Raw genomic sequence first — 26,702 nt, forward strand, 5'->3', positions numbered from 1 at the left:
GCCGCCCGTGCCCCGTCCTCAGGCCAGCCGAGTCACCGTCACTCGGTCGATCACGGGTGCGTACGCGGAGCGTTGGCCGTACTGGTTCCTGGAGTGGCCGTCGTGGTCCGGGAGTTCGTCGGCGGTGAAGGTCAGGGTGTTGGCGCCCGCGTCGAGGGTGACCGGGACGGAGAGGTCGCGGAAGTCGTTGAAGTGGAAGGTCGTGGGGAACAGCACGCGCTGCGGGACGCCCCCGTTGACCGCGATGTCGGCGTGGCGGCAGACCGGGTCCGGGTTGTAGTGGGTGGCGGGTGCCTGCTCGCCGTTGGAGTAGCGGATCGTGAGCGCGTGGCGGCCGGCGCGCTCTGCCGTCACAGTGAGGGCGAGGGCGTTCCCGGGGCCCGCTCCGATGCCTTCCACCGCCTTGCCGCCGGTGGCGAACGTGTGGGCACCGGTGACCCGGGCACCGCCGGTCGTGACGCCTTCCTCGGCCGGGTGGGTCGAGGTGGGGAGGAGGCCGCGTGAAGGCCCTGCCTGGAGGCGGTCCAGGACGAGCTGGTCCGAGGTGGCGGCGACGGTGACCTTGTTGATGCCGGACACGAGGAACAGGGGCACGGAGGATCGTTCAACAATCCCCATGCCGTCTCCATCGATTGTCCTCATGCCGTCTCCGCCGAACGTCCCCACGTCCACGCCATTGATCGTCGACACATCCTCGCCGTTGACCTTCAACACGCCCTCCCCGGAGCCGATCAGATCGACGCTCACCGCCGCCTCCCCGTCGTCCGCCGCGTGCACCCAGAAGGTGGCGGTTCCGCCCCTCGGCAGTACGGCGACGCCGGGGCCCGAGGCTCCGCGCCACGCATAGCCGACGCGGGCACCGCCGCCCAGGGCCGCGAACTCGGCGTCGTACAGCGCGGGTGCGTTCACGTGCTCGTCGCGCAGGGCGAGGTCGAGCCTGTCGACGACGGCGTCGCCGCGGGTGGCGCCGAGGTCGGGGTCCTGGGCGGCGAGGGTGATCGTGTGCGCGCCGGCGGTCAGCTCGACCCGGGTGTCGGTGTGCCCCCACACCGCCCGCTTGTAGCCGAGCGGCAGCCGGAGTTCCCGCGGGTGCCTGCCGTCGACCCGGAGGAAGACATTGGTGGGCCCCTGTTCGCGCACCGCGTCGGCCAGGTTGTAGGAGTTGGCGAAGACGCTCACGTCGTACGTCCCGTCCTCCGGGACCTCCACGGAGAAGGCGAGCACGCCGTCGGACCCGGTACGGAGTCCGCCCACGTGGTAGCCGGTCGAGCCGGCGAACCTGTCGACGGCGGACGGGGACCCCTCGGGCCCGTTCAGCGAACGGCCGCCGCCGAGGTAGGTCGCGTCCTCGGCCTGGTACGTCCGCCGCCAGCCGACCGAGGGCGGCAGCGCTACGGCCCCCTTTCCACCCGGGGAGAGGATCACCTGGTACGCCGACATCTCCTCCAGGTCCGCCAGACGCAGCGTCACTTTGCCGTCCAGAACGGGCAGTTCGTGATCTGCGAGCCGCAACGGCTGGGCGGAGGCGCCGAGTTGGCCCGTCCAGGGAATCTCCTGGAGCCGCAGGTGCACGGTCGTGCCGAAGACTTCGGGGTCGACGTGTTCGAACACGACGTCCGCGGCCCCGCCGGCGCCGCCGAGCAGCACCCGCGCCTGCCGCTTGTCCCGGTCGAGCGCGGCGACGCCCTGCAGCGTGTACTGGATGTTGGGGTGGGGCGCGTCGACCCGGACGGTGTTGCCGGTGAACTGCCCGTAGGCGTTGAACAGCCACCACTGGCCGTTGCCCTTGTTGGCCTCCACGGCCGAGTCGTTGAGGTTGCCGTCGATGTTCCAGTACGCCATGTCGGCGTCGACCTTGGACTCCTCGATCGCGGCGATCCACTGGATCATCTGCCCCGGCACGGACAAGTGGTAGTTGTGCGCGTACTCGTTGAGGTTGACGGGCAGCGGGCCGATGCCCAACTCCCGCTCCAGCGCGCGGTACTTGGTGACGTTGGTGCGGATCTCGTCGGGCGAGGACAGCTCGTGCCAGGTGATGACGTCGGGCAGGACGCCCTCGGCCTTGGCGAACTCCAGGAAGCCGCGCACCTCGTCGTACAGGATGGAGGTGTTGGGGCCGGCGATGCGGGCGCCCGGGTCGAGGTCCTTGATGAGACGGTGGATGTCCCGCCAGGCGGTGAAGTAGCGGTGCGGGTCGGTGCGCCAGGAGACCTGGTCGTAGCTCCACTGCCCCGTGCCGAACATGTTGCCCTCGGGTTCGTTGAACGGGACGTAGACGACATGGGACTTGTACCTGCCCAGTGCCAGCACCTGTTCGACCTGCCTGCGGACGCGGGCCGTGAAGTCGGCGAGTCGCTCGGCCCCGGTGTCGCCGGGCCATTCATAGGGGAAGCCGCGGTAGATGTCGGTCATGTAGACGTAGACGTCCCGGCCGCCCGCCTCGACGAAGGGGCGCAGGATGTCCAGGGCGTCGGCGCCTGGGTGCTGGGTGCCGTCCTGGGCCTTGGTGGAGACCGTGCGGACGTACATGCCCTCGACGAGGTTGCGGCTGGGGACGCCGGCGCCGTAGAGGCCGTAGAGCGTGCCGCTCGCGCCTCCGTGGAAGGGGCCCGTTCCGGTGCCGAGGTCGATGGTGAGCGTCTCGCGGGCGGAGGCTGCGGCTGCCACGGCATCAATCCCTTGTTCGACATGTCGTATGCCGGTCGGCGTCCCGAACCGGCCTGGTCGAACGTAGGGAGATCACGCGATCCGCGTCAACGGTCCGTCACCGTCCGGGTGCGGCGGCTCAGACGCGCAGCACGCCCGGTCGGCCTTCCAGCTGGACGAGCAACTCGCCGAGAAGGGAGGCGAGTTCGCCCTGTCCGGGGCTGTCCAGGCCGGACAGCACGGTGGTCTCGTAGGCGAGTTGCTCGGGCAGGATGGCGTCGACGAGGTCGCGGCCGGCGTCCGTGAGGCGGACGTGGGCGACCCGGCGGTCGCGGGTGTCGCCGCGGCGCTCGACCAGACCGCGTTCGGTCAGGTGCTTGAGGCGCTTGGTGACGGCGGCGCCCGAGGAGAAGGTCTCCCGGGTCAGCTCGCTCGGCGTCAGCTCGTGCCCGGTACGGCGGAGCGCGCCGAGGAGGTCGAACTCGGGACGGCTGAGCCCCGCCCGCCGCAGGGGCGCGTCCTCGGCCTGCTGGAGCAGGGCTGCGCACCGGTTGATGCGGCCGATGATCTCCATCGGGCCGGTGTCGAGGTCGGGGTGCACGGCCTGCCACTGCCCGACGACGGCGGCGACGGTGTCGCGCCGCATCGCACCCGGAGTGGTCGGGCGGGCCGGGTCCGGCCCGCCCGCCGGCCGTCCGTTCGTTGCCGTCATCCCCGTACGCCCTCCGTCTTCCCGCCTGTGCGCCGATCCACGGCGATCCAGGGGCGCGGCCCCCGGCGTCGTACCGTCGCGGCGAGCGTACGGTGTCCGGACCGCTCGGCGAGCACGACCCGCTCCTGCGGCAGGGCGCGCTGCCACCACTCGCCGGACGCGGCGTCGACGATGGCGCGCAGTTCGACCAACGCGGCGGCGAGCGCGCGGTGCGCGGAATCCAGGGCTCCGGGCGCGGGATCCCGCTCCGCGAGGAGCCGCGCGGCCTGCTCACGGGTCTGTTCCACCGCGCTCAGCGCCTCCTCGATGCGGTCGGTCGCGCGGCGGTTGGTGACCGCGACCGCGGCGACGAGGCCGACCAGGGCGCCGACGAGGGTGTCCACGACCCGCTCGGTGATCAGCTCGCCGGGCTGCTGGGTGCGGGCGAACTCGGTGACGAGCAGCGCCATCGGAGTCACACAGACGCTGCCGAGCCAGTAGTTGCGGCCGATCAGTGCCTCGGCTCCGAAGTTGAAGGCGAGGCAGCACAGCACGAGGGCCGCCGGGTGGAGGTGGGCGAACGGGGCCACGGCGGCGAAGACGAGCACACCGGCGAGGTTGCCGACGACGCGCTGGACGCCCCGGCCCCAGGTGAGGGTGATATTGGCCTGGTAGAGGGAGGCGGCGGTGACGAGGGCCCAGTACGGGCGGCCGATCCCGAGGGCGAGGGAGGCGTATCCGGCGAGGGCGCAGCCGAGCGCCGTGCGCAGCACGAGGGGGGTGAGCGGGCCGAGCCTGGTCCACAACGGGTGGGCGGGGGTGGCGAGTTCGGCCTCCACGCCGAGGAGTTCGGCCGCGGCGCCCACGGTCTCGTCGGCCTGCGGGACCGGTCCCCTGCCGCGCAGTTCGCGCGCCCAGGTGCACAACCGCTCCGGGTCGGTGTCCGCGGGTGCGGCGAGCGCGACCTCGGCACGGACGACGAGGCGTTCGAGAGCGCGGCGGGGCGCGGTGCGGGTGCCGGTGGCGAGCAGGGACTGCCAGGCGGCGTGGACGGCGGCTGCCGCGGCGGCACGCGCGCGTGCGTGGCCTTCGCCCTGAGTGGCCGCGTACGTGGCGGCCGCGTTCAGTGCCTGGGCGGTGGCGCGGCGCTCGGGGCCGTAGGGACGGACGAGCCCGGGCGCCATGCCGACGAGCCAGGCCCAGGCGCCCGCGGCGGCGGCCGGCGCGAGGTGGCCGGGGACCTGGCCGAGCGTCTGCGGCGCGAAGAGCGAGGCGGAACTGATGAAGGTGAGGACCACGTTCCCGGGCGGGCCGATCCGGGTCGCGTCGCAGAGTCCCTTCTGTACGGCGGCCAGGGCGGCGCCGACCGTGACGAGGACGACGGCGTTCGTGGTGAGGGAGGCCGTGACCAGCGCGACGGCGAGACCGCCGATCATCCCGAGCACCACCCACACCAGGGCGCGGGCCCGGGCGGCGTACGGCTTGTTGTGGGCGTAGAGCGCGCACAGGGAGCCGGCCATCGTGTACATCGCCAGGTCGAGGCGGCCGAGGCCCAGCAGGATCAGGTTGGGCGGGGCGACCGAGGCGACCACGCTGAGCGCGGGCTTGAACCAGATGTCGGAGGGCCGGCCGAGGCGCAGCACGCCGGTGAGCGGGAGACGTCGGACGCGCGGGGTGGGGGCGGGGGTCGCACTGCTCATGGGGCACAAGTTTAGCAGGTGTTTTACTCGTGAAACATTCCCCGCGAGCACACCTCCGATACGGCGCCAGTCTGCCGCGCTCCGCCGAGTGCTCCCCGTGTACACCGTTGCGCTCGGTTGCGCCCCGTGCGGCACGGGCATCCTGTGACCGACTGTCGACGGAGAGTGAGGCCGAGGGCGGAGCAGGGGAGGTCGAGCCACCCGCGCCGTTCGTCAGAGACACGGATCAGGGGGGATGCGCGTGCATGGTGGACCGGCTTCGCCCGGCTGGCTGCTGGTCGCGTTGTGCGCGGCGACCGGGGCCTACTGCCTGCTGCGGATGCGCAGCCCCGTCGAGGAGCAGCGCCGGGCCGCGGGCGGCGAGGCGCTGATGGGCTTCGGCATGGCCGCGATGGCCGTGCCCGCCGCGGTGTTCAGCCCACCGTCGTGGGCCTGGCCCGTCTACGCGGCGGTGTTCGGCGCGGCGGCGCTGCGCGCCCTGTGGACGGCGCGCAGGAGCCCGCACCATGTGCACCATCTGCTGGGCACCGCGGCCATGATCTACATGGCACTCGTGATGGCCGCCTCCCCCGCACACCACCACGAGCACGGTGGCTCCGGAGTCCCGCTGGTGACCGGCGCGCTGCTCCTCTACTTCGTCGGATACGTGCTGCTGTCGGGGGCCCGGCTGGTGCCCGCGTCCGCCACGACCGGCGGCACCGGGAGCGTCGGGTGGGGCGATCGGCCGGAGCTGGCGCGGGCGTGCCGGCTCTCGATGGGGATCGGCATGGTCGCGATGCTGCTGACCCTGTGAAGGAGCACGGGGAGCCGGGACGCGGGCGCGGTTGTACGGAATCGTGGTCTGCGTCACTTTGGCGTGACAAGCCGTACCCCTGATCACCGCGCCGCTCATAAGGTGCTCCCATGATGGTCCCCGCGGCACTGTTGCTGCTCGGCGCCTTGGCCGCCGTAGTCGCCCCACGGCTGCTCGCCCGGGCCGACTGGTCGGACCATGAACCGGTGGTCGCGCTGTGGGTCTGGCAGTGCGTGGTGGTGGCCGTGCTGCTGTGCTGCGCCCTGTCGATGACGCTCAGCGCCGCCGCCGCGTGGCAGGCCGTGCGCGGTCATGTCTTCGCCAGTGCGCCGCACGCGGTCGTGGACGCCTATCCCCTGGTGACGACCGGGCCTTGGGCCGCCGCGACCGCGGTGATCCTCGCGTGCGGCGGGGCGTGGACCGCGGCGATGCTGGTCCGGGAAGTCGTACGGGCCCGGGCACGGCGTCGGCTGCGCAGGGCCGAACTCCTCGTACGGGCCCCGGTGTTGCCCGGCGAGGAGCCCGGTGCCGAGCCGCTGGTCGTCCTGGAGGGTGAGCGGCCCGACGCCTGGTGGATGTCCGGTACCGCGCCCCAACTGGTCATCACCACGGCCGCGTTGCGCCGGCTCAAGGGTCGACAGTTGGACTCGCTGCTCGCCCACGAGCAGGGGCACGCGCAGGCCCGGCACGACTGGCTGCTGCACTGCTCGGGCGCGCTCGCGAACGGGTTTCCGCAGGTGCCGGTGTTCGCCGCGTTCCGCGACGAGATGCACCGCCTGGTCGAACTCGCCGCCGACGACATGGCCTCCCGCCGCTTCGGCCGGCTGACCACGGCCCTCGCGCTGGTCGAACTCAACGAGGACCGTGGGGTGTTCGGCCCGTGCCCCACCCCGCAGGCCCATGTCCCGCAGCGGGTGCACCGGTTGCTCACTCCCCCGGACCGGCTCACTGCGATGCGCCGCCTGGGCCTGACCGCGACGGCGGCGCTGGTGCCGGTGGTGCCGGTACTGGTGGCGTTCGTACCCGGGTTACGGGCGCTCGGCTGAGGAGCGGCCGAGGTTCGCCCGCACACCGTGGGTCGACGTGGATCGTTCCATGGGCACACCCCCGAACGCCCGGCGCGCCGCCGTCTCCCCGGCGCTGTGCTCGGCGGTGCTCCTCACCCTGGTCGCCGTCGAGTGGCGTCCGCTGACGGACTGGGTCTGGGACCCGCTGACCGTGCGCCTTGTGCCCGGAGGACAACAGCATGCGGGACTGCTCTACCGGCCGAGTGGAACATCGCCGCGTAAGATCACCACATGAACGCCGTCCTCTTCGACTTCTCCGGAACCCTCTTCCGCATCGAGTCCACCGAGTCCTGGCTCCGTGCCGTGCTGCGCGACACCGGGATCACGCTGTCCGAGCCGGAGTTGGCCGAGGCGGCGCGGGCGCTGGAGTCGGCGGGGGCGATGCCGGGTGGGGCGCAACCCGAGCGGCTGCCCGAGGAGTTCGCCGAGGCGTGGGCGGCGCGGGACGAGAGTGCCGCGCTGCACCGGGCCGCTTACACCGGCGTCGCCCGCCAAGTCCCGCTCCCCGACCCGGCGTTGTACGACGCGCTGTACGACCGACACATGGCGCCGGCCGCCTGGACGCCGTACCCGGACACGGAGGACGTTCTGCGGACTCTGCGCGAGCGCGGGATCGGTGTGGGTGTGGTCAGCAACATCGGCTGGGATCTGCGGCCGGTGTTCCGCGAACATGGCCTCGCCCCCTACGTGGACGCGTACGTCCTGTCGTACGAACACGGCATCCAGAAACCGGACTCACGCCTGTTCGCCGTCGCCTGCGAGGCCCTCGGCGTCGACCCGGAGGACGTGCTGATGGTCGGCGACGAACGGCGGGCGGACGGCGGGGCGGCGGCCCTGGGGTGCGGGGTGCACTTCGTGGACCACCGGCCGGTCGCGGAGCGGCCGGACAGCCTGCGGCCGGTGCTTGAGCTGGTCGGGCCGGGCGGGCTTCAGGAGCGGGGCTGAGACAACCCCGGCCCATCGGTCCGCGGCGTCGGCGGGCCTGCCTCGGCCGACCCCGGCGAGGTTGCGCTCGACTCCTAGTCGGAGGCCTGAAGCGCCCGCACCGATCGCCTCACCCCTGATACCCCTCCACCTCGGACTCCGGCCGCACTCGCGCGTCGTCCGGGTTCTCCCCGAACTCGACCTTGGCGCGGCGCTGCCTCAACAGGTCCCAGCACTGGTCGAGTTCGCGTTCCAGTTGGCCGAGTCGCTGATGTTCCGTGGTGCTGTCGATCGTGCCGGACGCGAGGGCCTCCCGGAGCTTGCGCTCGTCGTCGACCATCTCGTTGATCCGCGCGAAGATCTGCTGGTCCTGCTCCATGCCCGTGCTCCTCCTCGGCTCGACACCCGTGCCCACTCTAGGGACGGTTCACAAGCCGTGCGACAGATGTGCGGGAAGGAGACGCCGAAGGACGGGTCAAAGGTCGCCCGAGGAAACCATTGGGTGAAAAAGGAGCCGCCCGCCTGAGACGATCCCCCGCGTCGCCCCAGACGGACGGCAGCATTGGCCAGGCCCCCACGACGGGGGACCCGGACGCCCTGAGTATAGTTGGCTGATAGCCAGTCAACGCAGGAGTTACAGCATGTCCCCGCGCAGCGCCTCGGTCAATGAAGAGTTGCGACGGCGTTCCCGGGAGCGGCTCCTGCTGGCGGCCCTCGAACTGGTCGGTGAGCGCGGATACGAGGCCACGACCTTGGGCGACATCGCGGACCGGGCCGGCTCGGCGCGGGGCCTGGTGTCGTACTACTTCCCCGGAAAACGCCAGCTCGTACAGTCCGCGGTGCACCGGCTGATGCACCGCACCCTGGAAGAGGCCCTGGAGTGCGAGCCCCGGACCGACGACGGTCGGGAGCGGATGGCGCGGGCCATAGACGCGATCCTGGGCCTCGCCCACGACCGGCCCGTGCTGATGCGCCAGCACATGGCGGGGCTCCTCCAGGGCGAGGGTTTCGTGCAGTGTCCGGAGCAGCGGCGCCTGTCCGAGCTGCTCGGGGAGACCATCGCGCGGTACGGGTCGGGAAACGTCCCGTCCGACTACCCGATGCTGCGGGCGCTGCTCATGGGCGCGGTCTACGCGGCGCTGGTGCCGGGGGTGCCGATGCCGATTCCGGTACTGCGCTCCGAACTGTTCAAAAGGTACGGTCTCGACCGGGAGTTGGGGGCTCCGCGGAATCCCGGTGCGCCGGGCGGGGTGGCCGACAATGACCTGTCACGGTTCTTCGAGACCGAAGACCGGGCGGCGGACGAGGACAACTCCACGGCCCGCAACGGCAGTTCCGCGACCGTCAGACCCGGTGACGACCACCCCACCCTGCCCACCAACGCCTGAACGTTTGATCCCCTGATCGCCTGACAGGCCTGCTCAGCGCCGCGCATGACGTGGCGTCAGATACCCCGCGTCGCGCGCCTGCGAGATGAGCCGCAGCGACCGGCGCCGGCTGTGCCCGGTCGCACACATCACCGCGAGGACGGGATCGACGCCCTCCTCCTGCGCGGCTCGATACTCCTGGGCGACCAGCCAGCGACCCTCGATGCCGCGCGGCCAGGCCGGACGGGCCCGGCGCGCACCGCCCGGCTCCACCCCCTCCTCCCCTTCCGCCGCCTCCGGTTCCAGTCCGCACGCCTCGAACAGCGGCCCCTCGATCCAGTCGGCGAGGACCGTCAAGTCGTCGAGGGACAGGGCCGGTTGGGCCCGTACGTCCTCGACGGAGACGTTCTGCTCGGACACCACGGCGAGTGCGTCGACCCGGGCACCGTCGGTGAAGGCCAGCCGGACGTGGAACCACGAGGTGGTCCCGTCGTGCTCCTGCACTTCCCACGCGGGCCACACGGACACCGCACCGTCCGCCGGGCAGCGATCGGAAAGATTAAGAAAGGATGCTTCTAGCACACACGCAACGTAACCGCATGATCACATTCCATACGAACGGACACGCGCGCCCACCGTGGACCGGCCCGCACGGCACCCTGTCAGCGGAGCGCCGGTGGTGCGATCCTGGAGCTGTCAGTGGTCTGGCGATTCTGCGATCTCCTGTGTGCCTCACGGGTTAGGAGTTCCGCCGTGCTGCGTGTCGCCGTCGTAGGTTCCGGACCGAGCGGGGTCTACACCGCCCAGAGCCTGGTCCAGCAGGAGCCCGGAGTGCTGGTCGACGTGCTGGACCGGCTGCCGTGCCCCTACGGTCTGGTGCGCTACGGCGTGGCGCCCGACCACGAGAAGATCAAGTCCCTGCAGAACAATCTGCGCACGGTCCTGGAGCACGAGCGGGTGCGGTTCCTCGGCGGGGTGCGGGTGGGGCCGGGGCCCGGCGGGCTGACGGCCGCCCGGCTGCGGGAGCTGTACGACGCGGTCGTGTACTGCGTGGGCGCGGCCACCGACCGCCATCTGGGGATTCCAGGCGAGGAGCTGCCGGGCAGTTGGTCGGCGACCGAGTTCGTGTCCTGGTACAGCGCGCACCCGGACTCCACCGCCGACGGTTTCGTGCTCGGGGCTCGCTCGGCCGTCGTGATCGGCCTGGGCAATGTCGCGGTGGACGTCACGCGGATGCTGGCGCGCGGCGCGGCCGAGCTGAGCCGTACCGACATGCCCCAGGCGGCGCTCACCGCGCTGGCCGCGAGCGGTGTGACGGACGTCCACATGGTGGGCCGGCGCGGTCCCTCGCAGGCCCGCTTCACCACCAAGGAGCTGCGCGAACTGGGCAACCTGCCGGACACCGAAGTAACCGTGGATCCGGCCGAGTTGGCGCTCGACCCGGACTGTCTCGACCCCTCGGCGCTGCCCGCGGCCCAGCGCCGCAATGTGGAGACGCTGCGCGACTGGGCCGCGCTGCCTCCCTCGGGCGCCCCACGCCGTATCCGGCTCCGCTTCTTCCTCCGTCCCGTCGAACTCCTCGCCGACGGGAGGCGCGTGGGCGCCGTGCGCTTCGAACGCACCGCGCCGGACGGCCGGAGCGGAGTTACCGGCACCGGTCAATTCGAGGACATCGAGGCGCAGTTGGTGCTGCGCTCGGTGGGATATCGCGGGGTGCCATTGGACGGGCTGCCGTTCGACGCCGATCTCGGCACCGTGCCGCATCGGGCGGGCCGCGTCATCCGCGAGGGCAGGACCGTGCCCGGCGAGTACGTGGCCGGCTGGATCAAGCGCGGCCCGACGGGAGTCATCGGAACCAACCGCCCGGACGCCAAGGAGACGGTGACGTCTCTGCTGGAGGACGCCTCCATGCTCGTACGACGGGACGCGCCCGAGGACCCCCTCGACGCGCTGCGTGCCGAGGGGATCGAGCCGGTCGAGTGGGCCGGGTGGGAGGCCATCGAACGGGCCGAGGCGGCGCTGGGGGCCTCACTCGGGCGGGGTGGTGTGGTGAAACTGCCCGACTGGGCGGCTCTGCTGGCGGCGATACGTGGGTCGCGCACATAGCGGAAGGGCATGACACACAGCGGCAACACCACAGACATCAACAAACTGTTCAAGGCGCTTACGGTCTCGTGCTGTTCGCATGTTCGTCCCCCTCCGCCGCTCAGGAGTGCCCATGGCCACCACCACACCCGTACATCCCGTCGACGAGGTCCCGCCCGTACGGCAGTTGGCCGCCTTCGGGCTTCAGCACGTGCTCGCGATGTACGCGGGCGCGGTGGCGGTGCCGCTGATCGTCGGCGGGGCGATGAAGCTGTCGGCCGCCGATCTGGCGTATCTGATCACCGCGGATCTGCTGGTGTGCGGTATCGCGACGCTCATCCAGTGCGTCGGCTTCTGGCGGTTCGGGGTGCGGCTGCCGATCATGCAGGGCTGTACGTTCGCGGCCGTGTCGCCGATGGTGCTCATCGGTACGACGGGCGGCGGACTGCCCGCGATCTACGGGTCCGTGATCATCGCCGGGCTGGCCATCGCGCTGCTCGCGCCCGTCTTCGGCCAACTGCTGCGCTTCTTCCCCCCGTTGGTCACCGGCACGGTGATCCTGATCATCGGTCTCTCGCTGCTGCCGGCGGCGGGCAACTGGGCGGCGGGCGGCCAGGGCGCGAAGGACTTCGGCGAGCCGAAGAACCTCGCTCTCGCGGCCTTCGTCCTCGTGGTCGTCCTGGGTGTGCAGCGGTTCGCGCCGGCGTTCCTGAGCCGGATCGCGGTGCTGATCGGTATGGCCGTGGGGCTCGTGGCCGCGGTGGCGTTCGGGTTCACGGACTTCGGCGGGGTCGGGGACGCCGACTGGGTCGGGATCAGCACGCCGTTCCACTTCGGTACGCCCACCTTCCATGCCTCGGCGATCGTGTCGATGCTGGTGGTGGCGCTGGTGACGATGACCGAGACGACCGGTGACCTGATCGCGGTGGGCGAGATGACCGACCGCAGGATCGAGCCGCGCTCCCTCGCCGACGGCCTGCGCGCCGACGGCCTCTCCACCGTCCTCGGTGGTGTCTTCAACACCTTCCCGTACACGGCGTACGCCCAGAACGTCGGCCTCGTCGGGATGACCCGGGTGCGCAGCCGCTGGGTCGTCGCGGTCGCCGGTGGCATCCTCGTCGTCCTCGGCCTGCTGCCCAAGCTGGGCGCGGTCGTCGCGGCGATACCGGCGCCGGTGCTCGGCGGCGCGGGCCTGGTCATGTTCGGCACGGTCGCCGCGAGCGGCATCCGCACCCTGACCAAGGTCGACTTCAAGGACAACCACAACCTCACCGTCGTCGCCGTCTCGGTGGCCGTTGGCATGCTGCCGGTCGGGGTGCCGACGGTGTACGCGCGGTTCCCCGACTGGTTCCAGACGGTGATGAACAGCGGGATCAGCGCGGGGTGCCTGACGGCGATCGTGCTGAACCTGGTCTTCAACCACTTTCCGACGAAGGGCGGTTCATCCACCACCACGGCTGCCGCGAAGGAGTCGGTCGCCTAGGCCTTGTCCGCCGATCAGTCAAGTGGGAATACCTTCTTGCCGACGGCAGCTTCGACTCACTCCTCGGTGCCGGCGAGGACGAGGGCGGTTGTGTCGTCTTCGCGATCTCGCCCGTCCTGTCCACCGCACTCGCGGAGGCCGAGGGCCCCAAGTTGCGTGACCTTGCCGCTCTCGTCAGCGGCGCCCGTCGCCAGAGCCACGGCGTCTACTAGTGGGTCGCGTAGGAGCTCACGTTCGGAGCCGGATGGCGAGGACCTGTCCGGCGGATCGGGCCGCAGAGAAGCAGCGCTGCATGGTCGACGGCTGGGGCATGAGCCGCCGGAGAGGCCTACCGCAGCAGCCCGGCGGGGACCGTCGCCGCCAGTACCCCGTACCCCTTCGGGTTGAGATGCAGCCAGTCGCCCACCTGGAGGGACTCCAGCAGTCGGCGCGGATCGGCAGGGTCGCGTACGGCGCGGTCGAAGTCGAGGACCGCGTCGAAGTGGCCGCTCGTCCGGATCCAGGTGTTGACCACCTGGCGGCAGGACTCGCGTTCGCCCGCCGGGTCGTCGTAGGTGTTGCCGCCGAAGGGGAGCAGGGTGGCACCGTAGACGCGGATGCCCTGGGCGTGGGCGCGGACGACGATCTGGTCGTAGGCGGCCAACAGGTCTTCGGCGAGCCGGTGTTGGGCGGCCGGGGTCGCCTCGGCGGTGCCGATGTCGTTGACGCCCTCGAAGACGATGAGGCGGGTGACTCCGCTGCGGGTCAGGACGTCGCGGTCGAGGCGGGCGAGGACATTGGGGCCGAGGCCGTCGTTGAGGACGCGGTTGCCGCCGGCGGCCTGGTTCAGGATCGACACGGCGGCGGTGGCGGGGTGGGCGCGGAGGCGGTCGTAGAGCTGGTCGGGCCAGCGGTCGTTGGCGTTGGTCGTGGAGCCTCGGCCGTCGGTGAGCGAGTCGCCCAGGATCGCCACGGCGGTGGTGTCGCGCGGGGCGAGGACCTCGACGTCGCTCAGCAGGTACCAGTGGTCGACCGGGGTCGCTCCGGGCAGGTCCTCGTCCTTGGTGTGGTCTCCGGTCCGGAGATACGACGTCGTGCGGGAACCCGGGTGCGAGGTGAGCGCGAGCGAGGGCTGGCCGGCCGCCAGGTAGGTCGTCACGGTCAGGACGGACGCGGCGGGCAGGTCCAAGTCCACTGGGTCGGAGACCAGTTGGGCGCCGACCGGGACGGTCGCCGACGCGCGTCCGGCGAAGGTGACCGGCCTGCCGCTGCCGGGCACGATCGCGCTCGCTCCCGGCTTGCCGTCGACGGGGAGCGCCACCGTCACCGCGGTGAGCGGGAGCGGGGTGTCGCCGTAGGCGTTGGAGAAGCGCAGCCGCAGGGTACGGCCGCCGGTCGTGATGCGGAGTGTCTGTCGCAGGGTGGTGTCGACCAGGACCGAGCCGGTCCCGGTGAAGGGGGCGGGCGGCAGGTTGGCGGGTTCGGTGAGTTGGGGCATCGCCGTCCAGGTGTGCACCCAGTGCGCGGTGGAGTGCGTCGAACTCCCTTCCGCGTGTGCCGAGTTGGTGGCGACCAGCGCCGACAGCGCCGTTGTCGTCGCGGCGATCGCGGTCCGTCTCGTTGGCTGCACAGAACCTGCCTTCCTCTGAGGGGAGTTGGGGCAGGGTGCGTGCCGGAGGCGATACGGGCACGCACCCCGAGGTGGATCAACCGACCGTGCAGGATGTCCCGTTGAGCGTGTAGGCGGTGGGCGACGCGCTGTTGCCGGTGTGGTTCGCCTGGTAGCCGATGGTCACGCTCGCGTTCGGGGCGATCGTGCCGTCGTACGACACGTTGGTGGCCGTCACCGCGCCGGAGGCCGGTGTGTACGTCGCGCCCCAGCCGTTGGTGATGGTCTGGCCGGTGGGCAGGGTGAAGCCGAGCTGCCAGCCGTTGACCGTGGTCGTGGCGGTGTTGGTGATCGTCACGGAGGCGGTGAGGCCGGTGTTCCAGGCGCTGGTCGTGACCGTCACTTTGCAGGGACCGGTGGACGGTGGGGGTGTGGTGCCGCCGCCGGTGAGGCCGAAGAAGGTGAGGACGCGGGCGCCCATGCCGTACGTGTAGAGGTTGTGGGTGACGCCCTGGAGGCTGATCGCCTCGACAGGGGCTTGGTCACCGGTGGCGCCGTAGCGGGTGCGGGTCCAGCCGCTCACCGGGGAGTCGGTGGCGGCCGGGGTCTGGCTGACGCCCAGCACGTTCGTCCACTGCTTGATCTCCTCCCCGAAGTTGGGGTAGAAGAGCGTCGCGTCGGCGGTGCCGTGCCACAACTGCATACGGGGGCGGGCACCGGTGTAGCCGGGGTAGGCGCCGCGCACCAGGTCGCCCCATTCCTGGGGGGTATGGGTGACGGTGCCGTTCGCGCAGGCGGTGTTCCACTCGGAGCCGTCGGTGGTGGCGAAGCAGCCGAAGGGCACACCGGCGAAGGCGGCGCCGGCCGCGAACACGTCGGGGTAGTCGCCGAGCAGGACGTTCGTCATCATCGCGCCGGAGGAGATGCCGGTGGCGAAGACGCGGCTCGGGTCGGCGGAATAGGTGCTCTTCACCCAGTCGACCATGGACTTGATGCCGACCGGGTCACTGCCGCCGTCGTGGTGCAGGGCCTGCGGCGAGGAGACGTCGAAGCACTTGCTGGCTCGGGTGACCGACGGGTAGACGACGATGAAGCCCAACTGGTCGGCCAGCGAGGCGTATTCGGTGCCGGAGTACATCGCCGGGCCGGATCCCCCGCAGTAGTGCACGGCCACCACGACCGCCGGGTGTGCGGTGACTGCGGCCGGGACGTACACGTACATCTGCAGGTTGCTGGGGTTGGTGCCGAAGCCGGTGACCTCGGTGAGGGTCGCGGTGGGGACGGCCTCGGCGCGGGCGGCGGCCGGAGGTGCAACCAGCGTCAGGGCGGCGAGTAGCGGCACCAGTGCTCCGAAGAGGGCCAGGAGCAGCGAACGCGGCGGTTTCGCGGCGGACTTGAGGGTGTTGTCGGCTGTGGGGCGCACGTCTTCGTCCCTTCCAGATCGCGGCTCGTGCGGCATCGTTCGGGGCGGACCATCGGCATCGTGACATGGACATGAGCGCCTTGGAAGCGCTCCCACACTCCGAATAGTTTCGGCGCGAAGCGTTGACTAGAAAGCGCTTGCACCCTACGTTCCGTTCAGATGTGTGACCACGGCGTCCGTCGCCACACACATCGTTCACGTAGAAGACCAACCCACAATCCGGCGACAACGACCTCGGAGAAGGAATCGGGACATGACTTCTTCCTTACGGCCACGCGTGCTCACCGGCGCGGCGGCGGCCTTCGGCCTCTCGCTTGGCATGCTTATGACATCCGGTGCCCTGTCGCCGGCCAGCGCCGCCACCTGGCCCACCGCGAGCGGCAGCCAGGCGGTCACCTCGACCATCTCGGTCTCGGGCACCAAGGACTACGGGATGCTGCGCCTGTACGGCAGTGGCGACCTGGGCACGGGCAGCCAGGACGAGGACCAGGGCCCCATCCTGGAACTGGCCCCCGGCGCCGTCGTCAAGAACGTCATCATCGGCTCCCCCGCCGCCGACGGCATCCACTGTCTGGGCAGTTGCACACTACAAAACGTGTGGTGGGAGGACGTCGGCGAGGACGCGGCGACGTTCCTCGGCTCCTCGTCGTCCAACGTGTACACCGTCAACGGCGGTGGCGCGAAGGAGGCCAGCGACAAGGTGTTCCAGTTCAACGGCGCCGGAACGCTGAACATCTCCAACTTCGCGGCGCAGACCTTCGGCACCTTCGTCCGCTCGTGCGGCAACTGCAAGACGCAGTACAAGCGCACGATCAACCTCAACACCATCGAGGCGACCTACAAGGGCAGCAGGATCGTCGGCATCAACACCAACTACGGTGACAGCGCGACCCTGAAGGCCATCACGATCGTCGGGGACACCAGCAAGAAGATGATCCCCTGTCAGAAGTACATCGGGAACAACACGGGCGCGGAGCCGCCGACCAACGGCACCGGCCCGGACGCCACTTACTGCAAGTACGCCTCCTCGGACATCACGTACAAGTGAGCCTCCGGCGGTGACTGCGGCCGCGCCGGGCTCACTCGGGTCATGCCCGGTTTCCCAGCACGGTCGCGGTCAACTCCCGTCGGCGGCGCGTGTATGCGGTGCGCAGGGCGGGGCCCGGCCAGTCGGCGGGCAGGAGTTCGGGGGGCAGGACCGGGTCGGCGAGCAAGTGGCGTACGGCGGCGGCCAGTACGGTGAAACGGTCGGCCGGAGAGTCTGCGGTGGCGGTGATCCTGGCGAGCAGCGTCTCGGCCGTCTTCGCCCAGACCTCAAGTGGCCACAGGTCCATGGCCAGTTGACGGGCGGGCTCCTCGGGCCGGGTGGTGAAATGCCGGGCGACCGCGCCGAGTTCGTCCGGTCGGGGCCGTAGCAGATTGGCCGGGCGGAGCCAGACTCCCTCGCGGAGTTCGGCGAGGCGGAGTGCGGTCAACTCGCCGCGGAGTTCCGCGCGTTCGGCGGGGCCTCGGCCGGTCGCGGTGACGACGGTCATCTCCCAGTCGCCGTCCCACGGCCGGGTCTCCGGGTGGACGGCGATGTCCTGGCGGCGCTGGCGTTCCAGCAGGCGGTCGCTGAGCCGGTAGACCGCGTCCGTGCTCAGCAGGTCCCCGGCGGCAACCATCCGGCTGAGGGCGGCCCGCAGGGTGGATCCGGCGACGCCGAGCGGCTCGACGGCGCGGAGCAGATCCCGTACGGGCAGCTCGGGCGGATGCGTGCCCAGCAGGAGGCTGAGGACGACCGACCGCGCGGACAACGGGCGCAGCTCCACCTCGCCGGGCCCTTCTGACACGTTCATCCGCATGGCCTCGTACTCTACGTGGCGGTTCTCGTGTTACATCATTGCTGCAACCGAAGCATAAGTGCAACACTACCCGTATGGCCCAGACACTCGCGCACATACCGCCGTACCCGCCGGACGCCACGCACGACGTCACCAATCAGCCCCCGCCCCTGACCCCGTACGACGCCTCCGAGGACGCGGCCCTGCTGGAGGGGCTGCGCAGGGAGGGCGCCGGGTGGGCCGAGGAGGATGTGCGGCGGCTCGGTCTGGCGGCGGGGAGCGAGGAGGCGCAGGAGTGGGGTGAGCAGGCCAACCGGCACGAGCCGGTGCTGCGCACCCACGACCGGTACGGCAATCGGGTCGACGAGGTCGAGTTCCACCCGAGCTGGGATCGGCTGATGGGGGTCGCCGTCGCCGAGGGGCTGGCCGGCGCGCCCTGGGCGGACGAGCGCCCCGGCGCGCATGTGGCCCGTACCGCGCGCGGACTGGTGTGGGGACACACCGACGCCGGCCACGGCTGCCCGACGTCGATGACGTACGCCGCCGTCCCCGCCCTGCGCGCCCAGCCCGAACTGGCCGCTGTCTACGAGCCGTTGCTGACCAGCCGCGTGTACGACCCGGTCCTCCGCGTGCCGACCGAGAAGCGCGGGCTGCTGGCCGGGATGGGGATGACCGAGAAGCAGGGCGGCTCCGACGTCCGTACGAACACCACGGCGGCCACCCCCACCGCCGAGCCCGGTGTGTACACACTGCGCGGGCACAAGTGGTTCACGTCGGCGCCGATGTGCGACGTGTTCCTCGTCCTGGCGCAGGCTCCGGGCGGGCTGTCGTGCTTCCTGGTGCCGCGCGTGCTGCCCGACGGCAGCCGCAACGTGTTCCGTATCCAGCGGCTGAAGGACAAGCTGGGCAACCGGTCCAACGCGTCCTCGGAACCCGAGTTCGACGGGACCGTCGCCTGGCTGGTCGGCCCCGAGGGACGCGGCGTCAAGACCATCATCGAGATGGTCAACTGCACGCGCCTGGACTGCGTGATGATGTCGGCGACTCTGATGCGCAAGACGCTCGTCGAGGCGGGTCATCATGTGCGGTACCGGTCCGCGTTCGGCGCGCGGCTGCTCGAACAGCCCTTGATGCGCAATGTGTTGGCCGATCTGGCGCTGGAGTCGGAGGCCGCCACGACCCTCACGCTGCGGCTGGCGGGCGCGGCCGACCGTGCGGTGCGCGGGGACGAGGCCGAGTCGGCGTTCCGCCGGATCGCCACCGCCGTGGGCAAGTACTGGGTCACCAAGCGCGGCCCGGCCTTCACGGCGGAGGCCCTGGAGTGCCTCGGCGGCAACGGGTACGTGGAGGACTCGGGCATGCCCCGCCACTACCGCGAGGCTCCCCTCCTCTCCATCTGGGAGGGCTCGGGGAACGTCAACGCCCTTGATGTGATGCGGGCGTTGACCAGGGACCCCGGCACGGCGGAGGCCCTGTTCGCCGAACTCGCCCTCGCCCAGGGCGCGGACACCCGCCTGGACGCCGCCGTGACCCGCCTCAGGATCCTGTTGGGCGAGGCCACCGAGACGGGCGCCCGCCGCCTGGTGGAACACATGGCCCTCACGCTCCAGGCCTCCCTCCTCGTACGGCACGCCCCCGCCGCGGTCGCCGACGCCTTCTGCGCGAGCCGGCTGGGCGGCGACTGGGGGCACGCCTTCGGCACCCTTCCCGACTCCGCCGGCCTCGACACGATCCTGGCCCGCGCCCTGCCCGAAGGGGACTGACCCTCGGCCACCTCTCGGTTCCGCTTCGTTGTCAGTGGCGTGGTGCAGACTCGTGATCGTTGGCACTTCGTCTGGGGGAGGACAACGTGTTCACGGGGATCGACGAGGTCGACTGGGCCACACTGCGGCATGCGTGCGGCAGTGCGGCGGACGTGCCCGGACTGCTCAGGGGACTGGCCGCCACGGACCCCGTCGAGCGGGCGGGCGCGCTCGACGGGATGTACGGCGTGGTGCACCACCAGGGGATCGTGTACGACTCGACGCTCGCCTGCGTTCCGTTTCTGTGCGCGCTGATCGCCTGCGAAGAGGTCGCGGAGCGGGGCGAGTTGGTGGAACTCCTGATCAGCATCGGCCAGGGACACGGGCTCCGGGAGAGCGCGGACGCCGCCGTCCGCGCGGGGGCCGAGGTCTTCGCCGGGCTCGTCGGGGACCGGGATCCCGATGTGCGCCGGGCGGCTGCGGAAGCGCTGGTCCAGTTCCTGGACCAACCCGCGCGCGTGCTCGGCCTGTTGCGGCAGCGGATCACGGTGGAACGCGACGACCGGGTGCTGCTCGCCCTCGTCGAGAGCCTCGGCCTGTTCGTACGACGGCACCCGGCCCACGCCGGCGAGGTGCTGGACATCCTGCTGGCGCTCGGCACTCCGCCGTACGATCCCGGGCTACGGCTTGCCGCGCTCGGCCAACTCGCGGGCTGCGCGCCGGATCTCCTTCCCGCCGACCTGGTGCCGACCGTCGTCGGACTCCTCGGGGAGCGGTCCGAGCGCCGCCGGTCGGGCCACCTGGACCGGGACACGCTCGCCGGGCGGTTAGGGCGACTGCGGCCCTCGGACGAGGAGGGCGCGCAGCTGATGCGTACGCTGCACACCGCGCTCGGTGGGCGACTGACGGACCGGATCGCCCTGCTGGAAGGGCAGTTGACCAGTCCGGACCCGGCCGACCGTTGCAACGGTGTGTGGCTGTCGGCGGCGCTGTTCCGCGAGTGGCGGGGCGACCACTCGGCGTCCGTCGAGCTGATCGGTGAGCAACTGGGCGCGGAGGCCGACCTGTTGCGCGATGCCGCGGTGTCCGTCCTGGGGGATCTCTTCCATCTGGCCGCGCCTGCCGCCGATCACCTCCACGCGCTGGTGAGCGCACGCCCGGACTTGTGGGTGCGGCGTTGGGGGCATGGGGCGCCGCCGACCCTGGGCGGTCCGCTCAAGGCCCTTGCCCGCAGCGGCGATCCGCGGGCGACGGCGGTGCTGGCCCAGGTGCTGTCACTGCCGGTGGTGCCCGACGATCTGGGGCAGGTGATCGTCCACCTCGGCCGGTCCGCCGCACCACTCGCCCCGGCGCTACGACACCGGCTCGGCCGGGTGCCCCTCGACTCCCCCGAGACGTTCGACTGTGCCGTACCGCTCCTGTCGGCGCTGACCGCGCTCGCCGACCGGGAGGCCGTGCCGGAGGTGTTGCGGCTGTTGCGCGGGATGCCGGACGGGGTGCGGTCCAGGCACCGGATCGTGGAGTCGGCGGTTCGCGCGCTCGACGCGTTCGGGGACGGTACGGCCGAGGTCGTACCGGTGCTGCGGGGGCTGCTGGAGTCCGAGTGTGCGGCTGTGGCCGCCGGTGCGTTGTGGTCGGCGGAGGGGGATGCGGCGGCCGTACTTCCGGTGTTGGTACGGGAGTTGGAGAGTGTGGATGCGGTCCGGCGGCGGGCCGCCGCAGAGGTGGTGGCGCGGCTGGGGTCGTCTGCTGCGGCTGCGTCACCGGGGTTGTCGCGGATGATCGCGGCGGGGTGCGAGTGGGAGCGGACCGTGGGCGCATGTGCGTTGTGGCGGGTCGCCGGGGAGGTGGAGAGGGTGGTTCCGGTGCTGCGCTCAGTCTGGACGGAGCATCCGCGGGTGCGGGGCACCGTCGCTGCGTGTCTGCTCGACATGGGGGCGGCCGGGGCGCCGTTGCGGGACCTGGTGGAGGCGGAACTCGCGGCTCCGCGGCGGCATTTGGTGCGTGCGGGTGGGCATGGTGGCGGGGATCTGCTGGAGGATGAGCGGTTGTTGGGGGTGTGCCGGAAGGTGTGGGCGGGTGTTGCCCGGTAGGTGTGGGTGGCGGGTACGGCGACGGCCCGGCATCTGGCTGCAACGGGTCGGGGGCGGTCAGCCGTGGCAGGGCGGTCAGCCCGCCCCTCGACCCCGGTTCGGGTGTGCCGGTAGGCACGGCAGTCGGGACGCGCCGGAGGACAAGCGATCGCTGGGGGTGTGCCGACAGGTGCCGACTGGCGAGACCCGGTGGGGTCCGTGTGACGGGCACAGCCAGGACACGGCATGCGGCGACAGACCGGGGCGCTCGGCCGAGACAGGGCGCACGGCCCGCCACTCAGCCCCCGTTGGCGCGAGCCGGCAGGCACGACAGCCGGGCCGTGCCGAAAGGTACGGGCCGGTCAGAGTCGGTAGGTGTCCCCGGCTGCAGGCCAGTGGCACCCCGTCCGGTCAGCGCGCTCAGCCCGTCTTGCGGCCCCACAGTGGGCCGAAGCGTGCCCACTCCTCGTCCCACTGGTCCATGCGTCGGCGTTCCAGGCGGATGCGGAGGGCGCGGGCGCCGACGAAGGGGACGGCCGCCGCGCCGACGCCCAGGAGGGTGCCGATGAGTGTGGCGCGCAGTTGGGCCTGTGAGGGGGTGGCGGGCTTGGTGACCAGGTGGCCCTGCGGGTCGGTCCAGACGGTCACCGGGGTGCCCAGTTCGCTGCCGGAGGGGACACGTATCTGGCCGGTGTGCGAGGAGCCGTCCGTGGCCGTCCAGCGGACCTTCGCCCAGACCATCTCGCTGTTCGTCCGGCTGGAGTTGGCCGGGGAAGGGCCGGGCGCGTCCTGGGTCACCAGGGCCACCACGGGTTTCCAGTCGACACGTTCCTGGGCCAGCTCGTGTTCGACGGACCTCGTCGCCGTCAGACCGGCGAGCACACCGGCGAGGACAGTGATCAGCCAGGCGCCGAGCACGATCCACGACTCCACCGCATCGGCACGGCGCTTGAGCGGATTGCGCCGCCACCGCCACAGCCACACCTTCGGACCTCGGAACGCCATCGAAGGCATCCTCCTCATGAACGCACTGACACGCCGAACCGCCTTCCCATACGGGAGACGTCTCCCCGATGCTCACGACGAATACCCCGAGCCGGCGTTCCCATGGCTGCCCGGGCTCGCGCAGGCGCTGGGTACGGGGCTATCGCAAAACCACCCACACCGACCGGGTCCGGCGTCCTGACCTGGGGTGATGGCGATTCCGGGGGCCACTGTCAGTGGCGGGGTGCAAACTGGCCAGGGAGAGGGGCGAAGTCGCCAAAAACGCGGTGGAGGTGATCGGCATGACTGAGGTGCTGCTCGCGGTGGGTACGCGAAAAGGCCTGTTCATCGGGCGCAGGCGGGGTGGCGTCTGGGAGTTCGACGAGAGTCCGTACTTCAACGCGCAGGCGCTGTATTCGGTCGCCGTCGACACACGGGGCCCCACGCCGAGACTGCTGGCCGGTGGCGACAGCGCGCACTGGGGTCCGTCCGTGTTCCACTCCGACGACCTGGGCCGCACCTGGGCCGAGCCCGCGCGGCCGGCGGTCAAGTTCCCCAAGGACACGGGTGCTTCACTGGAGCGGGTGTGGCAACTGCACCCGGCGGCCGCGGAACCGGACGTGGTGTACGCGGGGACGGAACCGGCCGCGTTGTTCCGCTCCGAGGACCGCGGCGAGAGCTTCGAGCTCGTCCGCCCGCTCTGGGAACACCCCACCCGCTCACGGTGGGTGCCGGGCGGTGGCGGAGAGGGACTGCACACGGTCCTCACCGACGAGCGCGACCCGCGGGCCGTGACGGTCGCCGTGTCGACGGCCGGTGTGTTCCGCACGAGCGACGGGGGCGCGAGCTGGGAGCCGTCCAACTCCGGTGTCTCGGCGGTGTTCCTGCCGGATCCGAACCCGGAGTTCGGCCAGTGCGTGCACAAGGTCGCCCAGGACGCGGCGACCCCGGACCGGCTGTATCTGCAGAACCACTGGGGGGTGTACCGCAGCGACGACGCGGGCGCGCACTGGACGGACATCGGCGAAGGACTGCCGTCCACGTTCGGCTTCGCGGCGGCGGCCCATCCGCACCGTGGCGACACGGCGTATGTGTTCCCGATCAACGCCGACTCCGACCGGGTGCCCGCCGAGCACCGTTGCCGGGTCTTCCGTACGGCGGACGCGGGCCGGAGCTGGGAGCCGCTGACGGCGGGCCTGCCGTCCGAGGACCATTACGGCACGGTGTTGCGCGACGCGATGTGCACGGACGGCGCGGACCCGGCGGGCGTGTACTTCGGCAATCGCAACGGCGAGGTGTTCGCGTCGGACGACGACGGCGACAGCTGGCGGCAGTTGGCGTCCCATCTCCCGGACGTGCTGTGCGTGCGCGCCGCGGTCCTCGCATGAGGGCGGGCGCCGCCGGAACCGGAACTCCCGTGCGGGCAGGCTTCGTTCAGAGCCTTCGACGGTTCGGTCGTTCTCGGTCGGGCTCGGCCCTCCGGTTGATCGCCGGGCCCTGTGCGGCAGTAGGGTGACGCCCGTGGCACCACGACCGTTGCATGAGATCGTCGAACCGGGCTGGGCGAAAGCTCTGGAACCCGTGGCCGGACGCGTCGCCGGGATGGGGGAGTTCCTGCGCGCGGAGATCGCCGCCGGGCGGACCTATCTACCGGCCGGACCCAATGTCCTGCGCGCCTTCCAGCAGCCCTTCGACGACGTCCGCGTCCTGATCGTCGGACAGGATCCGTATCCGACCCCGGGGCACGCGGTAGGGCTGTCCTTCTCGGTGGCCCCCGAGGTACGTCCGCTGCCGCCGAGCCTGCTCAACATCTACCGGGAGCTCAACACGGACCTGGGGCTGCCCCAGCCGTCCAACGGCGATCTGACGCCGTGGAGCCAGCAGGGGGTGCTGCTGCTCAACAGGGCGCTCACCACGGCTCCGCGGAGTCCCGCGGCCCATCGCGGCAAGGGCTGGGAAGAGGTCACCGAGCAGGCGATACGGGCGCTGGCCGCGCGCGGCAAGCCGCTGGTGTCGATCCTGTGGGGCCGCGACGCCCGCAACCTGCGCCCTCTGCTGGGCGACCTGCCCTCGGTGGAGTCCTCCCACCCCTCTCCGATGTCGGCCGACCGCGGCTTCTTCGGCTCCCGCCCCTTCAGCCGCGCCAACGACCTGCTGGTCCGGCAGGGAGGACAACCGGTGGACTGGCGCCTGCCGTGACCGTGCCGGAGGCCGGTGCGGACGGGGTGGCGGATGCCGTCGGCGGGTTTCTCGCCGTGGACTCCGGAGGTTCAGGGCTCCGTGTCGTCGTAGGCGGGGCCGGTCGTCCGGTGTCCGGTCCGCTCTCGTCGGGAGAGCCTGTTCGGACCGGTGCTCGGGGGATCGACGCCGGGCATCTCATGGAGCAACTGGTGCCCATGGTGCGCGCCCTGGCCGGTGCGGACGAGGTGGGCGGGCTGGGTACGGCTGTGATCGGGGCCGCCGGTCTCGCGACCCTCGGTGACGGGTTGCGGGCCGAGTTGCCGGGAGCGCTGGCGCGGGAGTTCGGGGTGCAGACGGTCGCGCTCGTCGCCGATGCCGTCACCGCCTATGCGGGCGCCCTCGGGGCCCGGCCCGGTGCCGTGGTTGCCGCCGGTACCGGGCTCATCGCGATCGGTACGGATCTGATCGGCTGGCGGCGGGCCGACGGCTGGGGGCATCTGCTGGGTGACTGTGGTGGCGGGGCCTGGATCGGGCGGGCGGGGCTGGAGGCGGCGCTGCGTGCGTACGACGGGCGGGAGGGCGGCTCCGGTGCGCTGCTGAGTTGTGCCGAGGAGCAGTTCGGGGCGATGCCGGGGTTGCCGGGCAAGCTGTATCCGCGGCCGGACCGTCCCGCCGTACTCGCGTCGTTCGCGCCCCATGTCGCCGCGTGCGCCCCGGACGACCCGGTGGCCGACGGCATCCTGTGCGCCGCCGCGCGGTGCATGGCCGAGTCCGTCGTCGCGGTCTGCCCGCCCGTCGGCGAGCCCCATGTCGCTCTCACCGGTGGGCTCTTCAAGATGGGCGACCCCCTCCTCGTACCCCTGCACGAGGAGTTGGCGAAGCGGCTGCCGCACGCGCGGCGGGTTGCGGCGGAGGGTGATCCGCTGGACGGCGCGGTGCGGATCGCGCGCGATCTCGCGGCGGGCGTCCTCACACTGCCGGGTGACGACGTGATGGTGCGTGTGGTGACCGCCGGGGGACGGGGTGATCAGTTCTGATCCGTACGTAACTCATCAGACAAAACAGGACGGATACCGCTCACCTGCACCCTCCCCGAACAGGGGAGCCCAGGAAGCCAGTAACATGCGTCGCCATGAGCTCCCCCACTGGGCCCGCGTCCGGCCTGCCAGTACGAATGCCGCGACCTCGCCAGCCCGGGCGGCACCGCCGACCCGAGCCGCTGGCGGCTCCCGAGGGCGCGCCCGCGTTCGTCCTCGCCGTGCCGGGTACGCCCAGCGCCGCCACGCGCAGCCTCGCCGAGGAGGTCGTGAGCATCGCCCGCTCCGAGCTGCCCGGTCTCGACGGGCGCATCGGTTACCTCGACGGGGACGACGCCGAGTTCCCCACGCTGACGTCCGTGCTCGCGCACGCCGCCGAGGAGCGCACCGCCCGCTTCGAGCAGGCCAGGGCCGCCGGTGCCGACGTCAAGGAGCCCGACGGTCCCGTGGCTGTCGTGGTGCCGCTACTCGCCGGTCCGGACAGCGCGCTGCTGCGCCAGGTCCGCCAGGCGGTCATGGACAGCCGGGTCGCGGCCGACCTGACCGATGTCCTCGGCCCGCACCCGCTGCTCGCCGAGGCACTGCATGTGCGCCTCTCCGAGGCCGGTCTGGCCCGTGCCGACCGCGCCAGGCTGTTCAACGTGGCCACCGCCGCGGACGGCATCGTCCTGGCCTCGGTGGGTGGCGAGGAGGCCGTGCAGGCGGCCGGGATCACCGGGATGCTGCTCTCCGCGCGCCTCGCCGTGCCGGTGATGGCGGCGGCCCTGGACCAGGACGGTTCGATCGCGGCCATCGCCGAGCAGTTGCGGGGTTCGGGCTCGCAGCAACTCGCTCTGGCGCCCTATCTGATCGGCCCCGAGATCGACCCGGAGCTGCTCCAGGCGGCCGCCGCCGAGGCGGGCTGTGCCGCCGCCGAGGCGCTCGGCCCGTACCCGGCGATCGGCAAGCTGGCCCTCGCCAAGTACACGACGGCGCTGGGTATCGCCCCGCCGCAGCCGCAGGGCGCGCCGGTTCGCTGACCCACCCCGTACACGTAACGCCGTAGCGCCGACAGGGCCCCTCCTCACGCGGGAGCGGGCCCTTCGGCATGTCGACG

At 71.5% G+C, this 26,702-nt stretch carries 23 protein-coding genes; 14 read left to right on the forward strand and 9 right to left on the reverse strand.

The features are described from left to right. Positions 1–18: 18 nt before the first annotated feature. From AB0M63_RS18610 to AB0M63_RS18620, 3 genes are all read right to left on the reverse strand, one after another. Positions 19–2,667 carry a cellulosome protein gene (locus AB0M63_RS18610; protein ID WP_366020122.1) on the reverse strand — a complete coding sequence of 883 codons (2,649 nt, stop codon included), beginning with the start codon at positions 2,665–2,667 and terminating at the stop codon, positions 19–21. Positions 2,668–2,785: 118 nt separating this feature from the next. Further along, positions 2,786–3,358, reverse strand: a complete 573-nt coding sequence (locus AB0M63_RS18615) for a MarR family transcriptional regulator (RefSeq protein ID WP_355901745.1) — start codon at positions 3,356–3,358, stop codon at positions 2,786–2,788. Beyond that, entirely contained in the window at positions 3,355–5,037 is a 1,683-nt protein-coding gene (locus tag AB0M63_RS18620; RefSeq protein WP_366020123.1) for an FUSC family protein, read from the reverse strand. The genes AB0M63_RS18615 and AB0M63_RS18620 overlap by 4 nt, the downstream gene beginning before the upstream one ends. A 241-nt stretch (positions 5,038–5,278) precedes the next feature. Between AB0M63_RS18620 and AB0M63_RS18625 the strand changes: the two genes are divergently transcribed. The 4 genes from AB0M63_RS18625 (at position 5,279) to AB0M63_RS18640 (ending at position 7,842) form a co-directional block, all read left to right on the forward strand. Next, positions 5,279–5,830 (forward strand): DUF5134 domain-containing protein, encoded by a 552-nt coding sequence (locus AB0M63_RS18625; RefSeq protein ID WP_366020381.1) that lies wholly within the window; start codon positions 5,279–5,281, stop codon positions 5,828–5,830. 110 nt (positions 5,831–5,940) lie between these two features. Next, a complete protein-coding gene (locus AB0M63_RS18630) occupies positions 5,941–6,876 on the forward strand; it encodes a M56 family metallopeptidase (protein WP_355901747.1) in 936 nt (311 codons plus the stop codon). A 49-nt stretch (positions 6,877–6,925) separates the two neighbouring features. Then, the gene (locus AB0M63_RS18635) at positions 6,926–7,132 is read left to right on the forward strand and encodes a hypothetical protein (protein WP_366020399.1); all 207 of its coding nucleotides are present in this window, start codon (positions 6,926–6,928) and stop codon (positions 7,130–7,132) included. Beyond that, positions 7,129–7,842, forward strand: coding sequence for an HAD-IA family hydrolase (locus AB0M63_RS18640; RefSeq protein ID WP_366020124.1), 714 nt, complete (start codon positions 7,129–7,131; stop codon positions 7,840–7,842). Before AB0M63_RS18635 ends, AB0M63_RS18640 begins: the two co-directional genes overlap by 4 nt. Positions 7,843–7,951: 109 nt before the next feature. Here the strand turns inward: AB0M63_RS18640 and AB0M63_RS18645 are convergent, their stop codons facing one another. Then, positions 7,952–8,200 carry a DUF2630 family protein gene (locus AB0M63_RS18645; protein ID WP_355901750.1) on the reverse strand — a complete coding sequence of 83 codons (249 nt, stop codon included), beginning with the start codon at positions 8,198–8,200 and terminating at the stop codon, positions 7,952–7,954. Positions 8,201–8,462: 262 nt separating this feature from the next. On the opposite strand from AB0M63_RS18645, the gene AB0M63_RS18650 reads away from it, so the two are divergent. Further along, entirely contained in the window at positions 8,463–9,209 is a 747-nt protein-coding gene (locus tag AB0M63_RS18650) for a helix-turn-helix domain-containing protein (protein WP_366020125.1), read from the forward strand. Between the two features lie 33 nt (positions 9,210–9,242). Here AB0M63_RS18650 and AB0M63_RS18655 read toward each other — a convergent pair whose 3' ends face one another. Further along, positions 9,243–9,716, reverse strand: a complete 474-nt coding sequence (locus AB0M63_RS18655; protein WP_366020126.1) for a DUF6214 family protein — start codon at positions 9,714–9,716, stop codon at positions 9,243–9,245. 225 nt (positions 9,717–9,941) lie between these two features. Between AB0M63_RS18655 and AB0M63_RS18660 the strand changes: the two genes are divergently transcribed. Beyond that, positions 9,942–11,294: an FAD-dependent oxidoreductase gene (locus tag AB0M63_RS18660; protein WP_366020127.1), complete on the forward strand. Its 1,353-nt coding sequence runs from the start codon at positions 9,942–9,944 to the stop codon at positions 11,292–11,294. Between the two features lie 112 nt (positions 11,295–11,406). Then, on the forward strand, positions 11,407–12,756 hold the full coding sequence (locus AB0M63_RS18665) for a nucleobase:cation symporter-2 family protein (RefSeq protein ID WP_366020128.1): 1,350 nt from the start codon (positions 11,407–11,409) through the stop codon (positions 12,754–12,756). Positions 12,757–13,084: 328 nt separating this feature from the next. On the opposite strand, the gene AB0M63_RS18670 is transcribed toward AB0M63_RS18665, so the two are convergent. Together AB0M63_RS18670 and AB0M63_RS18675 are read right to left on the reverse strand one after the other, a co-directional pair. Further along, on the reverse strand, positions 13,085–14,311 hold the full coding sequence (locus AB0M63_RS18670; RefSeq protein ID WP_366020382.1) for an SGNH/GDSL hydrolase family protein: 1,227 nt from the start codon (positions 14,309–14,311) through the stop codon (positions 13,085–13,087). A gap of 130 nt (positions 14,312–14,441) precedes the next feature. After that, positions 14,442–15,767 (reverse strand): PHB depolymerase family esterase, encoded by a 1,326-nt coding sequence (locus tag AB0M63_RS18675; RefSeq protein ID WP_366020129.1) that lies wholly within the window; start codon positions 15,765–15,767, stop codon positions 14,442–14,444. Between the two features lie 253 nt (positions 15,768–16,020). Here AB0M63_RS18675 and AB0M63_RS18680 point away from each other — a divergent pair, with 253 nt between their 5' ends. Then, positions 16,021–16,815, forward strand: a complete 795-nt coding sequence (locus AB0M63_RS18680) for a pectate lyase (protein WP_355901757.1) — start codon at positions 16,021–16,023, stop codon at positions 16,813–16,815. Between the two features lie 40 nt (positions 16,816–16,855). On the opposite strand, the gene AB0M63_RS18685 is transcribed toward AB0M63_RS18680, so the two are convergent. After that, positions 16,856–17,611, reverse strand: coding sequence for a PaaX family transcriptional regulator C-terminal domain-containing protein (locus AB0M63_RS18685; protein ID WP_366020130.1), 756 nt, complete (start codon positions 17,609–17,611; stop codon positions 16,856–16,858). Between the two features lie 74 nt (positions 17,612–17,685). On the opposite strand from AB0M63_RS18685, the gene AB0M63_RS18690 reads away from it, so the two are divergent. Then, complete coding sequence (locus tag AB0M63_RS18690; RefSeq protein WP_366020131.1) at positions 17,686–19,353, forward strand: acyl-CoA dehydrogenase family protein; 1,668 nt, start codon at positions 17,686–17,688, stop codon at positions 19,351–19,353. An 86-nt stretch (positions 19,354–19,439) separates the two neighbouring features. Next, on the forward strand, positions 19,440–21,425 hold the full coding sequence (locus tag AB0M63_RS18695) for a HEAT repeat domain-containing protein (RefSeq protein ID WP_366020383.1): 1,986 nt from the start codon (positions 19,440–19,442) through the stop codon (positions 21,423–21,425). Between the two features lie 399 nt (positions 21,426–21,824). Here the strand turns inward: AB0M63_RS18695 and AB0M63_RS18700 are convergent, their stop codons facing one another. After that, entirely contained in the window at positions 21,825–22,409 is a 585-nt protein-coding gene (locus AB0M63_RS18700; protein WP_366020132.1) for a hypothetical protein, read from the reverse strand. A gap of 215 nt (positions 22,410–22,624) precedes the next feature. Here AB0M63_RS18700 and AB0M63_RS18705 point away from each other — a divergent pair, with 215 nt between their 5' ends. From AB0M63_RS18705 to AB0M63_RS18720, 4 genes are all read left to right on the forward strand, one after another. Further along, positions 22,625–23,776 carry an exo-alpha-sialidase gene (locus AB0M63_RS18705; protein WP_355901761.1) on the forward strand — a complete coding sequence of 384 codons (1,152 nt, stop codon included), beginning with the start codon at positions 22,625–22,627 and terminating at the stop codon, positions 23,774–23,776. A 133-nt stretch (positions 23,777–23,909) separates the two neighbouring features. Beyond that, complete coding sequence (locus AB0M63_RS18710) at positions 23,910–24,587, forward strand: uracil-DNA glycosylase (RefSeq protein ID WP_033278364.1); 678 nt, start codon at positions 23,910–23,912, stop codon at positions 24,585–24,587. Next, the gene (locus AB0M63_RS18715; RefSeq protein WP_366020134.1) at positions 24,584–25,606 is read left to right on the forward strand and encodes a BadF/BadG/BcrA/BcrD ATPase family protein; all 1,023 of its coding nucleotides are present in this window, start codon (positions 24,584–24,586) and stop codon (positions 25,604–25,606) included. The genes AB0M63_RS18710 and AB0M63_RS18715 overlap by 4 nt, the downstream gene beginning before the upstream one ends. A 95-nt stretch (positions 25,607–25,701) precedes the next feature. Next, positions 25,702–26,625 (forward strand): hypothetical protein, encoded by a 924-nt coding sequence (locus AB0M63_RS18720; protein ID WP_366020135.1) that lies wholly within the window; start codon positions 25,702–25,704, stop codon positions 26,623–26,625. Positions 26,626–26,702 lie beyond the last annotated feature (77 nt).

This window comes from Streptomyces sp. NPDC051576, from assembly GCF_040681835.1.
Lineage (GTDB): Bacteria > Actinomycetota > Actinomycetes > Streptomycetales > Streptomycetaceae > Streptomyces.

Coding starts and splice junctions, on each gene's coding strand:
- AB0M63_RS18650 (WP_366020125.1), top strand. CDS start 8,463: ATGTCCCCGCGCAGCGCCTCGGTCAATGAAGAGTTGCGACGGCGTTCC.
- AB0M63_RS18620 (WP_366020123.1), bottom strand. CDS start 5,037: ATGAGCAGTGCGACCCCCGCCCCCACCCCGCGCGTCCGACGTCTCCCG.
- AB0M63_RS18665 (WP_366020128.1), top strand. CDS start 11,407: ATGGCCACCACCACACCCGTACATCCCGTCGACGAGGTCCCGCCCGTA.
- AB0M63_RS18690 (WP_366020131.1), top strand. CDS start 17,686: ATGGCCCAGACACTCGCGCACATACCGCCGTACCCGCCGGACGCCACG.
- AB0M63_RS18640 (WP_366020124.1), top strand. CDS start 7,129: ATGAACGCCGTCCTCTTCGACTTCTCCGGAACCCTCTTCCGCATCGAG.
- AB0M63_RS18615 (WP_355901745.1), bottom strand. CDS start 3,358: ATGACGGCAACGAACGGACGGCCGGCGGGCGGGCCGGACCCGGCCCGC.
- AB0M63_RS18645 (WP_355901750.1), bottom strand. CDS start 8,200: ATGGAGCAGGACCAGCAGATCTTCGCGCGGATCAACGAGATGGTCGAC.
- AB0M63_RS18720 (WP_366020135.1), top strand. CDS start 25,702: ATGAGCTCCCCCACTGGGCCCGCGTCCGGCCTGCCAGTACGAATGCCG.
- AB0M63_RS18700 (WP_366020132.1), bottom strand. CDS start 22,409: ATGGCGTTCCGAGGTCCGAAGGTGTGGCTGTGGCGGTGGCGGCGCAAT.
- AB0M63_RS18635 (WP_366020399.1), top strand. CDS start 6,926: ATGGGCACACCCCCGAACGCCCGGCGCGCCGCCGTCTCCCCGGCGCTG.
- AB0M63_RS18680 (WP_355901757.1), top strand. CDS start 16,021: ATGACTTCTTCCTTACGGCCACGCGTGCTCACCGGCGCGGCGGCGGCC.
- AB0M63_RS18685 (WP_366020130.1), bottom strand. CDS start 17,611: ATGCGGATGAACGTGTCAGAAGGGCCCGGCGAGGTGGAGCTGCGCCCG.
- AB0M63_RS18630 (WP_355901747.1), top strand. CDS start 5,941: ATGATGGTCCCCGCGGCACTGTTGCTGCTCGGCGCCTTGGCCGCCGTA.